11 protein-coding genes are annotated in these 10,272 nt (G+C 38.0%); 6 read left to right on the top strand and 5 right to left on the bottom strand.

What is annotated here, in order from left to right:
• The first annotated feature begins 646 nt into the window (after positions 1-646).
• Positions 647-901 (top strand): YciI family protein, encoded by a 255-nt coding sequence (locus tag QZ562_RS16805; RefSeq protein WP_293762690.1) that lies wholly within the window; start codon positions 647-649, stop codon positions 899-901.
• A gap of 503 nt (positions 902-1,404) precedes the next feature.
• Positions 1,405-1,695, top strand: coding sequence for a hypothetical protein (locus tag QZ562_RS16800; protein ID WP_293762688.1), 291 nt, complete (start codon positions 1,405-1,407; stop codon positions 1,693-1,695).
• A 661-nt stretch (positions 1,696-2,356) separates the two neighbouring features.
• Here the strand turns inward: QZ562_RS16800 and QZ562_RS16795 are convergent.
• Both QZ562_RS16795 and QZ562_RS16790 read right to left on the bottom strand, forming a co-directional pair.
• Positions 2,357-2,950: a hypothetical protein gene (locus QZ562_RS16795; RefSeq protein ID WP_293762686.1), complete on the bottom strand. Its 594-nt coding sequence runs from the start codon at positions 2,948-2,950 to the stop codon at positions 2,357-2,359.
• A 95-nt stretch (positions 2,951-3,045) separates the two neighbouring features.
• Positions 3,046-4,278: a sterol desaturase family protein gene (locus QZ562_RS16790; protein WP_293762683.1), complete on the bottom strand. Its 1,233-nt coding sequence runs from the start codon at positions 4,276-4,278 to the stop codon at positions 3,046-3,048.
• A gap of 184 nt (positions 4,279-4,462) precedes the next feature.
• On the opposite strand from QZ562_RS16790, the gene QZ562_RS16785 reads away from it, so the two are divergent.
• The 4 genes from QZ562_RS16785 to QZ562_RS16770 all read left to right on the top strand — a co-directional run bounded on the left by QZ562_RS16785 (position 4,463) and on the right by QZ562_RS16770 (position 7,973).
• Positions 4,463-5,281, top strand: coding sequence for a DUF3014 domain-containing protein (locus QZ562_RS16785; protein WP_293762680.1), 819 nt, complete (start codon positions 4,463-4,465; stop codon positions 5,279-5,281).
• Positions 5,281-5,826 (top strand): DUF1285 domain-containing protein, encoded by a 546-nt coding sequence (locus QZ562_RS16780; RefSeq protein WP_293762677.1) that lies wholly within the window; start codon positions 5,281-5,283, stop codon positions 5,824-5,826. Before QZ562_RS16785 ends, QZ562_RS16780 begins: the two co-directional genes overlap by 1 nt.
• Positions 5,827-5,840: 14 nt before the next feature.
• Positions 5,841-7,145 carry an amidohydrolase family protein gene (locus QZ562_RS16775; RefSeq protein WP_293762673.1) on the top strand — a complete coding sequence of 435 codons (1,305 nt, stop codon included), beginning with the start codon at positions 5,841-5,843 and terminating at the stop codon, positions 7,143-7,145.
• Positions 7,146-7,238: 93 nt separating this feature from the next.
• The gene (locus QZ562_RS16770) at positions 7,239-7,973 is read left to right on the top strand and encodes a methyltransferase (protein WP_293762692.1); all 735 of its coding nucleotides are present in this window, start codon (positions 7,239-7,241) and stop codon (positions 7,971-7,973) included.
• Between the two features lie 36 nt (positions 7,974-8,009).
• Here the strand turns inward: QZ562_RS16770 and tusA are convergent, their stop codons facing one another.
• From tusA to rph, 3 genes are read right to left on the bottom strand one after another with little or no spacing between them, the layout of a single operon-like run.
• Positions 8,010-8,261: a sulfurtransferase TusA gene (gene tusA, locus QZ562_RS16765; RefSeq protein WP_293762671.1), complete on the bottom strand. Its 252-nt coding sequence runs from the start codon at positions 8,259-8,261 to the stop codon at positions 8,010-8,012.
• A complete protein-coding gene (gene pyrE / locus QZ562_RS16760; RefSeq protein WP_293762669.1) occupies positions 8,254-8,910 on the bottom strand; it encodes an orotate phosphoribosyltransferase in 657 nt (218 codons plus the stop codon). Before pyrE ends, tusA begins: the two co-directional genes overlap by 8 nt.
• Before the next feature lie 8 nt (positions 8,911-8,918).
• Positions 8,919-9,632 carry a ribonuclease PH gene (gene rph, locus QZ562_RS16755; RefSeq protein ID WP_293762667.1) on the bottom strand — a complete coding sequence of 238 codons (714 nt, stop codon included), beginning with the start codon at positions 9,630-9,632 and terminating at the stop codon, positions 8,919-8,921.
• Positions 9,633-10,272: the final 640 nt, after the last annotated feature.

Here is a 10,272-nt window from a genome sequence, read left to right as displayed (position 1 = left end):
AGATATGTATAAGATACAGGAAGATATGTTGTCAGAGTTAGCTAGAAAATTTATTCAAATTATAGCTCAATAGTCAGCGTTATATAACAAGCCAATCAATTGAACACATAATGGTTGTCATTGTTTTTGTAAAAGCAAAACATAACAGAATAACATCGACCTGAGCACAGGTTGTCACGGCATTGAGCTTTAGAATTACTCGATTTCTCAAATTTCAGGTTGAAATAAGGGATAAAAAACATTTTGTTTCCATCGGTTTACTTATTGGAATGCAATCTGCTTTATCAAATAGAAAAAATCATTTAGCTGGATTTTCTGTCGGTCAGTTATTTTGGACTTTCATTGTTGATACTGAATATGGATTTATAACGTATAACTATTATATTAGCGATATTTCAGACGATAGCTGAGTATTAGGTATTGGAAAAGGCTATTACAATCGAGATGAAAACAGAATGTTTTGGGTGATGGGCAGGTTAGTGCACCAGAGAATGAGATCGCTACAACATTCGATATCGGTTATAAATTTTAAAATATAACAAGTTACTGAATAAGACTCATATCAGTTTTGTATTTGCCTCTTCGTCGCCTATTTTAGTCAACAATTATTTACCCCTTGAATGGGTGTTAAAATTAAAGGAAATAGATGTTTAAATATTTGGTTATGGTGATGAGAACGCCAGAATTTCAGCCATCTCTTGTTGAAGCACATCAAGCGTTCTTACAAGATTTGAGAAAAAATAATTGCTTAGAATTGTCTGGACCGTTTGCTGATAAAGCTGGTGGCGCATATCTCATAAAAGCAGTCAATCTAGAAGAAGCAAAAAGATTGGCTTTTTCTGATCCTTTGCATACTTCAGGTTCATCATCAGTTACGGTTTATGAGTGGAATGTAAAGTAAGTAACTAATTTACCAAACAACGCTATCCATTAAACGTTTTAGACTTTATTCCTTTTTATGCACGGCATAAGGCTATTTTGCACAAAAATCTAACATAACTCAGACACATTTGAAAAAGCGTCATAACCCTCTAAAAAATTGGAGTTAATAAGTGGATATAGGATACTGGATAGACTTTTTTATTGTATTTAGTTTAGGTGTCATCCTCGTTCAAGTATCTCATGGTAAATTTCTCGACACTATGAAGTTAAATCTTAACTTCAGTCCTAGTTTCTTGAAAATAATTAGATATATAGGGTTATTCGTAATTATTTATAGCTGTTATGGTTTAGGTATTGATTATGCTGTTACGCCTTGAAATAGCGTGTTGGGCATACATCAAACAATTCAAACGGAAAAATAATAGCTAGCTGGTTGTCCTTCGCCTTCCATCTTAGCCAACAATCATTCGCTCCTCATGAAAGCGTTGTATTTTAAATTAAATCTGTATACGGAGTGATACATTGAAGCCTTATAAACATATTGAAACTCGCCACCTTGGATTATTATTATTTGTAGCTAGATTGTTTGCTGTCTTTAGTTTTTTGTTTTTTGGGCTACTGCTCGTTGTCTTAGTTGGAATTATATGGGGTGGGCCATTACATCTTCTTTCATATTTAAATATATCTATTACAGCATCACTTTTTCTTACTTTAGGTGTGTTGAGTTTCTCAGGTATCTTAGCTGCGATTGTCGCTTTTGAAGAAGGTTTTAGAAAACGAACAGAAGCCATATTAAGCAATAATGAAATATAATTAACAAGATAGGGTAGGAACACGCAGACAACAAACGTCTGATATTTGAACCTTTTCATTTTCAATCAAAGTTACCAAGAATGTCAGGGTGACGTCTAAAAATAAACATGCACTCTATTTTATTCTGCTGACGTTGATCACTTTTACCACATGTGCCATTTTCTGGATTATAGCTTAGGATGAAATATTCTGTCTTTATGGTAATTTTTGCTGGTGTAAAGAATCGAGTTTAATAGAACAATTAAAAACAGTAAATTTATCATCTTATAGCAGAGTATTACCTAAGATGGTTTTTAGTAGCAAATTAAACATTGTCAGTTATCAATGCATTATCAAGTTGAATAAAGATGATGCTGTTATAAGTGCTTTGTACACATAAACCTAGCAAAAAAAGAAGCCAAGGACGCGTAATATTTGGCTACACTTCATAGCACAATTTTAACCGACCTTTTTTTACCGTTTCACAAGGCGTTATGCTCTTTTATGAGTTTTCATATAAAGATATGTGTGAAATTAATTTTTTTAGCGACGAGCTTCATTACACTGACTAGCTGTTTCGTCATAGCACTCCTGTAGCTTTCCAAACAGCTTATTGAACTTGCAATTAGAACATACGATAGCAGCCATACTATATGGCACGATATACTATCAACTTGGCAAACTAATCTTTGTAACCCCAAGGTGCAGCAGGTGCTGCTATCGGCTTAGTTAAATCAAAATCAACTCTAAACTCTCTTCCTTCTCGCACTAAACGATATGAAAACATTTCTGGGTAAATATAAATTTGCCAAGTGTTAGTTATAGACTGTGGCAAACCTTGCTGAGCAAATAATTCTTTTGAATATTGGTCAACAGGGAAGGATTGTATTTGATTGTAACCAGCGTCTTGTGTGTGCCCACCGTACATAGTTACCGGATCATTAGTACCGTCTTTGAGGCGATGATCATGTTTTAGACTTAAGCCACTGCCTGTTTTTTTAATGATCCAAGTGCGTGATGCATTATCCCCCACATAGAATGGAATTTGTAGTTCAGCTTGGTCACACTTACGAATAAACATAACTAATTTGGCGTCAAATGCAGCACTAGGCTGATTATCTACTGTCACTTTTCCCTCAAAAGTTTTGCCACAATGTTGTTTAATAGCAGAGAAAAAAGCATCATGCGTAGGTATTGATACTAGGGGAGCTTGCGTAGCAAAAACTACACCACTGACAAAAGTAAAAGTGATTACGAACCATTTTTGTATATTCATTTTGTTATTCTTCTTATTCGATTTTTGATTATTAATAAAGTAATTGTAAATTGGAACAAGCTAAGACCTCACAATGAAACAATTAATAAATGGTTTCATTGGTTAACTTCCATCATTTGCCTTGTTGTACTGATAATGTCTTTCTTTTTGAGTAGTAACAATGTGCAGTTAATTATTATACTTACCCCTAATGTCAGTTCGATCCATTCTGGTAATGTATACATTACAAGAGTCATTAAAATTAAGGCGTACTTTATCCATTCTAAATATACAGCCAGAGGATTATTTTCCAACACTAGGCCGGCAGAAATACTGCCGTAAAGAACAAACAATACGACCAATATTTGCTCTGTTAAGGTAAAACCTGCCACGTTCATGATTAATAATAAACCCACAAACACAATCAAACAATACTGTAACAGGCTGTAGAATTTATTGAGCAACGACAGCGGAATATCAAACTTTCTAAACTGTGTGAGATCAACCTTACTCAGGGGGTAATTTCGCTCAACATCAGCAGGTCGCCAACCCGTGCGTTTAAACCAGATACACAACTTGTCTTGCCAACGTTCTGCATGCCAACAATCTTTCAACAATTGAGCATAAACATGCACGTTGGCCCATAAAGGATTCCAGCTTTTAAGCGCTTTTCGAATACCATAAATAGGTTTTTCAGTGTCTAATTCTTCTTGAAAGGAGCCAAAAATCCGGTCCCAAAGAATAAAAACTCCACCATAATTGCGATCAATATAAACTTGGTTTTGCGCATGGTGCACGCGATGATTAGAAGGTGTTACAAACACCCATTCATACCAGCCCATTTTGGGGATATGCCGTGTATGCACCCAAAATTGATAAATCAAATTCAATGAACCCACCGTGATTAATGTCAAAGCATCAAAGCCTAATATCGCCATAGGAAGGTAAAAAATCCAGCTGAAGAAGCTGCTACCACTTTGCCGCAAGGCAGTGGTTAAATTATATTCTTCACTTGAATGATGTACTACGTGAGCCGCCCATAAAATATTCATTTCATGTCCAAAACGGTGTTTCCAATAGTAACAAAAATCATAAAGTACAAATGCAGCCACCCACATCCACCCACTCGCTGTTATTTGAAACAAAGCCAGTTGCTCAAACGCCACTACGTAAATAGTAAGCGGAAATAACTGCTTAACAATACCAATCATTCTACTCAGCACGCCTGCGGTTAAGCTATTGATACTGTCGTTAACACGATAATAATCGGTACCCTTATTTCTTTCTAATAATAATTCGATAAAAATTAATATGAAAAAAAACGGTACTGCATATAAAATAATATTCACATTATTCCCACACTTCTTAAAGTAGGTAAGTTACATACTTAGTCTAATTGTCTCTTAATGGTCAGTCCAGATAAGATTACAGTTACAATTACGGTATTTTATAATCTACGCATATCATTTAGACTACACTTTAAGTAGGCTAAACGCAGACTTTAACTACAGATTTTGGATTTACGGAGAAATCATGAGTGAAGAATCAAAAAAATCCTTAGCACCATATTTTATTATAGGTGCAATAGTGGTGGTGGTTATCTTGGCTGTTGTACTTTGGCCCGGTGAACCTGAGCCTAAACCAGTTATCGTAGTACCTGATACACCTGTCATTGAGCCAATTATTGAAGAACAGCCTGAGAGCACTTACCTTGAGGTCGTGGAAGAACTAGCTGATTCGGATATAACAGAAGCTGAACCTGAGTTTATCCCACCGCCTGAGCCATTAGACACCAGCGATGGCACCGTAAAAACAAAATTATTGAGCTTAACTGATTACGATGCTTTTGCTCGTTTATTGATTAACGAAGCGTTACTAGAGCGCTTTGTAATAATGACAAATACCTTAGCTGAAGAACAAATACCTGATAATAATAGAATTTTAATTCAGCCAGAAAAGCCATTTCGTACCTACAGGCAGGCTGATAAAATATGGATAGACCCAGCAAGTTATAAACGATATGCACCTTATGTAGAAGTGTTCGAATCTTTAGAAACAGGATCTTTACTGCAGCTGTATCAGGAATATAAACCAGCTATTAACAATATTTTTGCCGAGATTGGTCGCCCATTGGGTAGTTTTGATGAGAAGCTTAAAGATGCTATTGATGTGTTATTGGATACTCCTGAAGTACCCGTGCCCGTTGAAGTGTTTACTGATAGCGTGATGTACAAGTTTGCAGATAGTCAGCTTGAGTCTTTAACCGCTCCTCAAAAACAATTATTACGTACAGGGCCAGAGAACATGCGCCGGATTAAAGCTAAGCTTCGTGAGATTAAAGAAACGCTTTAATGATAGATTTTGACTTAGCTGCTTTTCAACAGCAAATCAGTTCACAAAATGCTGCACTACCTCCTGTTGATAAATGGAACCCTGACTTTTGCGGTGACATAGACATACAAATAAAACATGACGGCACTTGGTTTTATATGGGCACACCAATCGGTCGCAAAGCCTTAGTAAAACTTTTTGCCAGTGTTTTAAAACGGGAGGACGATGATTACTTTTTAGTGACTCCAGCCGAGAAAGTAGGTATTCAAGTCGAGGACTCACCTTTTATCATTACTCAATGGCAGAAAGAAAGTGGTAAGTTAGCACTTACAACTAACACGGGCTTCGATTTAGTTGTTAGTTCAGAAAATCCTATACATATATTTATAGACAAAAAAACTGGTGCATATCTACCTTATGCGTTAGTTCGCAAAAATTTATGGGGGCGTTTGCATCAAAATGTATTTTATCAGCTCGCTGAATTGGGAGAAGAACAAGAGATAGATGGTAAATGCCATCTAATGCTTAATAGTGGTGATTATCGCTTTACTCTTGGCGAGTTATAACAGGAAATTTTATTATGAAAAACAGTATCTTAAAATCAACTCTGGTTTTGGCTATGTTTACTCTACCTTTTATAGCTAGTGCAGTTGTAGCCGCAACAGTGATTCATGCAGGTAGCCTAATCGATAGCACCTCGAACAAAGTCATACAAAAAGCGACGGTAATAATTACGGATAACAAGATCACGGCTATAAACCAAGGTTTCACTGAGGGAGCGAGCGAGGATACCGTTATTGATTTATCAGATTATACTCTGATGCCGGGTTTTATGGATATGCATACCCATATATCGAGCCAAAATAATGGCCCCGCAAGCTATATGGAAGGTTTTACCTTGAACGAGGCAGACTTTACCATTAAAGGGGTGATGTACGCCGAAAAAACCTTAATGGCTGGTTTTACAACAATACGAAATTTAGGCGATCGCTACAACGAATCGGTTGCTCTTAGAAACGCGATTAATAAAGGCATGGTAAAAGGTCCTCGCATCTACACCGCTGCGAAATCGATAGCTACCACCGGTGGGCACGCTGATCCAACAAATGGCCACAGTCATTCAATCATGGGAGATCCTGGCCCTATCGATGGTGTTATAAATGGTGTCGCCGAAGCGCGTAAAGCCGTTCGCCAACGCTATAAACATGGCGCAGATTTGATTAAAATCACCGCTACGGGTGGTGTTTTAAGTGTGGCCAAAAGTGGTCAAAATCCACAATTCATGGATGATGAATTAAGCGCTGTCGTTGAAACAGCAAAAGATTATGGTATGACAGTTGCAGTGCATGCTCACGGTAAAGAGGGCATGTTGCGCGCAATAAAAGCAGGCGTAACTTCAATTGAACATGGTACCTACATGGACGAAGAGGTGTTTAAACAGATGAAAAAATATGACACTTATTATGTGCCAACCATTATGGCTGGTGCTTGGGTAGCTGAAAAGGCCAAAATTGATGGTTTCTTTCCTGAGCTTGTTAGACCCAAGGCCGCCACCATCGGGCCACTAATTCAAAAAACCTTTGCTAAAGCGTATCAATCAGGGATCAAAATTGCTTTTGGTACCGACTCTGGTGTTTCAGCTCATGGTGATAACGGCTTAGAATTTGCACTGATGGTAGAAGCGGGTATGAAGCCAATTGAAGCGATAAGAAGTGCCACACAAAATGCAGCAGATTTGCTCAATGTTAGTGACAGCCTTGGCACAATTGAAGTTGGCAAGTTGGCTGACTTAGTGGCGGTGAAAGGAAATCCTTTAAAGCAGATTTCACTATTACAAAATGTCAATTTTGTAATGAAAGATGGCTTGGTTTATAAGCATCAATAGGACTTTTATCAATATGCTAATAGATACTTTACTAAAATAACTAACAGTGTAAAAAATACCAATGGAGATACATCAGTGAAAAAATTTTTACCCATGTTGCTACTTGCTACCAGCATTAACTCAATAGCAGCAGATAACTTTGATGCTACAGCTGAAAAAATTAAATCAGCACTGAATGCTGAAATAAGAACTGAATCAGAAACAGACAGAGATAAAAATCGTAAAGCTTTACAGACCTTAGAATTTTTTGGCTTACGTGAAGACATGAAAATTATTGAACTTATTCCTGGTAGTGGTTGGTATACCAAAATTTTGGCACCCGTAGTTAGTGATAACGGCGAGTATTACGCCGCCATAGGTACTGGGCGTATTAACAGCATGACTGAGCAGCCTGGTTTTGAAAAAATAAAAATCGTCGCTGAAGACGCTAAACTTTACCGTAAAGATGGTGAGCGCTTTTATTCTTTAGAAGCAGACTCTCTTGGTGTAAAAGACCTTGATATGGTGCTTACGTTTCGTAACTACCATAACTTTGGTGAACAAGGCCGTCGCAATATGAATAAGTTGGCTTTTGAAGCGCTCAAGCCAGGTGGAGTTTATGCCGTAGTCGATCATACCGCTCGGCATATGGAAGCACAAACTCCCGCTAACCGCCGACGTATTGATCCTGTATTAGCAATTAAAGAAATCCAGGAAGCAGGTTTTGAGTTTGTTGACTATACCGACCTTCACTACCGTGCTGATGACGAACTACGCTACGAAGTAGGGGTTAAGTCTGTTTCTGGTAATACTGATCGTTGGACTATCAAGTTCCGTAAACCCAACTAAACTATTCTGTATACGTGAGAAGAAAAGGTCGCTAAGTTAGCGGCCTTTTTTGATCATGTATTGATAGGGGGATTTACTGCTCTGGGAATCCACTAATTCATGGCCCATAAATCGGCAAAAACTGGGGATATCGCGGGTGGTAGAGTGATCGTCAGCAGTTACAACTAACGTTTCGCTGATCTGCATCTCACGAATTTTTAGCCTTACCATCATCACAGGCTCTGGGCAGCGCAAACCAATTGTATCTAATTGGTAATTGGCTGACTCAAAAGAACGAATGTTATTCACCTGTTACCAAAATCCCATAGTCCAAGCGATATTGTTTAATGTTAGCTAAGTGCCCAACCATCTCTGGCTTGTCACTAAGATAATCAACCAAGTCAGACAAACTGACGATAGAGACAACTTTAGTTTCAAAATCACGCTCTACTTCTTGAATGGCAGACAACTCACCTTGACCTTTTTCTTGCCTATCCAAAGCAATCAAAACACCTGCAAGTTGCGCATTATTTGCAGTAATCAACTGCATCGACTCGCGAATGGCGGTACCTGCGGTGATTACGTCATCCACCAACATAACTTTACCTGCTAGAGGGCTTCCTACTAGATTTCCACCTTCACCATGGGTTTTTGCTTCTTTGCGATTAAAACAATAAGGCTTATCTACATTATGTTTATCTGCCAACGCCACTGCCGTAGTGGTGGCGATAGGAATACCTTTATACGCAGGCCCAAATAACACATCGTAATCAATACCTGATGTTTGCAGAGCTTGTGCGTAAAACTGTCCAAGCTTAGCTAAATCGCCACCAGTATTAAATAACCCCGCATTAAAAAAATAGGGGCTAATTCGACCTGATTTAAGGGTAAACTGACCAAATTTTAATACATTGCGAGTAAGGGCGAATTCAATAAAACTGCGCTGATAATTTTGCATATTGGACCCTAATTCAAAGCCAATTTTTGCTCGTCGAACAACTCACGAATTCCATTTTTTGCTAATTCCAACATTTCATTTAGTTCGTCAAAATCAAAAGGTTCGCCTTCAGCCGTGCCCTGCACTTCGATAAATTTTCCCGTATCGGTCATGACTACGTTCATATCGGTTTCAGCATCAGAATCTTCAAGATATTCTAAATCAGCAATAGCGTTGCCTTTGTAAATACCCACAGATAATGCTGCAATCATATGTTTAATTGGATTAGTTTTTAAGATGCCTTTAGCTCGCATCCAACTAAGTGCATCGGCCAAAGCTACGCAAGCACCTGTAATTGAAGCGGTACGTGTTCCACCGTCAGCTTGTATAACATCACAATCAACAATAATGGTGTTTTCGCCTAATAATTTTAAATCTACCGCTGCGCGTAATGAACGTGCAATTAAACGCTGAATTTCAAGCGTCCGCCCGCCTTGTTTACCGCGAGCCGCTTCACGATCAGAACGTGTATGCGTTGCTCTTGGTAACATACTATATTCTGCAGTCACCCAGCCTTTACCTTGGCCTTTCATAAAGCGAGGCACACCCTCAGTAACTGAGGCATTACATAACACTTTAGTATTTCCAAACTCAATGAGTACCGAGCCTTCTGCATGGCAGGTAAAATTGCGGGTAATAGTAACGGGGCGGATTTGACTGGCTGTTCTTCCACTTGGGCGCATGTTGAGCTCCTAGATAAATTTAGCTGAGGATTATAGCCTAGTCACATGCAAACGTGGAGGTGCAAAAGAGATTAATAATCTACTCTGAAGCTAGAAAGGTGCCATAACACTGTTGCAAAATGACGTTTTGGAACTTATTTAGTCTTTATTTGAGCTCTTTTACTGAGAATTCAACAAGTTTTCTAAAATACTCGTTACGATTTTGTTTATCAAAAGAAGCCATGTCCTATTAGCATTTTTAACACACCCATCGTATTTTTACGTTGCAGATATAATGACTCTTTCAGTATAAGAACCTGTTCAATAAACTCTTTTTCATATGTTTCATCTTAATTACAAACTTTATCCTGTTGAATACCACATTGCTTTGTAACCCATCGCGAGGCTTCAATAAAACATTGCCGTACGCAAGTTCTCCTTAGTACATATATTGATCGCGCTAAGACTGATCTAGTAATATTATGTTAACCAAACGTTTATCAGTTAATCTAGACACTGACCAAAATCAGCACCTTCAAAAGAGCAGTAAAGACCTTGTTGTTAGGCAATATTGACACAAAGACTGACTCACATATACTACGTGATACCCACTGTAATATTCATAACAAAACTAAAAAATCAACTAAAGCGGACAGACGAA

The organism is uncultured Paraglaciecola sp., assembly GCF_913058035.1.
In the GTDB taxonomy this organism is placed as follows: Bacteria; Pseudomonadota; Gammaproteobacteria; order Enterobacterales; family Alteromonadaceae; genus Paraglaciecola.
This window is presented reverse-complemented; position numbering and strand designations above follow the sequence as displayed.

Excerpts from the sequence above, each read along its gene's own strand:
- QZ562_RS16805 (WP_293762690.1), top strand. The coding sequence starts at position 647 with ATGTTTAAATATTTGGTTATGGTGATGAGAACGCCAGAATTTCAGCCA.
- QZ562_RS16795 (WP_293762686.1), bottom strand. The coding sequence starts at position 2,950 with ATGAATATACAAAAATGGTTCGTAATCACTTTTACTTTTGTCAGTGGT.
- QZ562_RS16785 (WP_293762680.1), top strand. The coding sequence starts at position 4,463 with ATGAGTGAAGAATCAAAAAAATCCTTAGCACCATATTTTATTATAGGT.
- QZ562_RS16780 (WP_293762677.1), top strand. The coding sequence starts at position 5,281 with ATGATAGATTTTGACTTAGCTGCTTTTCAACAGCAAATCAGTTCACAA.
- QZ562_RS16775 (WP_293762673.1), top strand. The coding sequence starts at position 5,841 with ATGAAAAACAGTATCTTAAAATCAACTCTGGTTTTGGCTATGTTTACT.
- QZ562_RS16770 (WP_293762692.1), top strand. The coding sequence starts at position 7,239 with ATGTTGCTACTTGCTACCAGCATTAACTCAATAGCAGCAGATAACTTT.
- pyrE (WP_293762669.1), bottom strand. The coding sequence starts at position 8,910 with ATGCAAAATTATCAGCGCAGTTTTATTGAATTCGCCCTTACTCGCAAT.
- rph (WP_293762667.1), bottom strand. The coding sequence starts at position 9,632 with ATGCGCCCAAGTGGAAGAACAGCCAGTCAAATCCGCCCCGTTACTATT.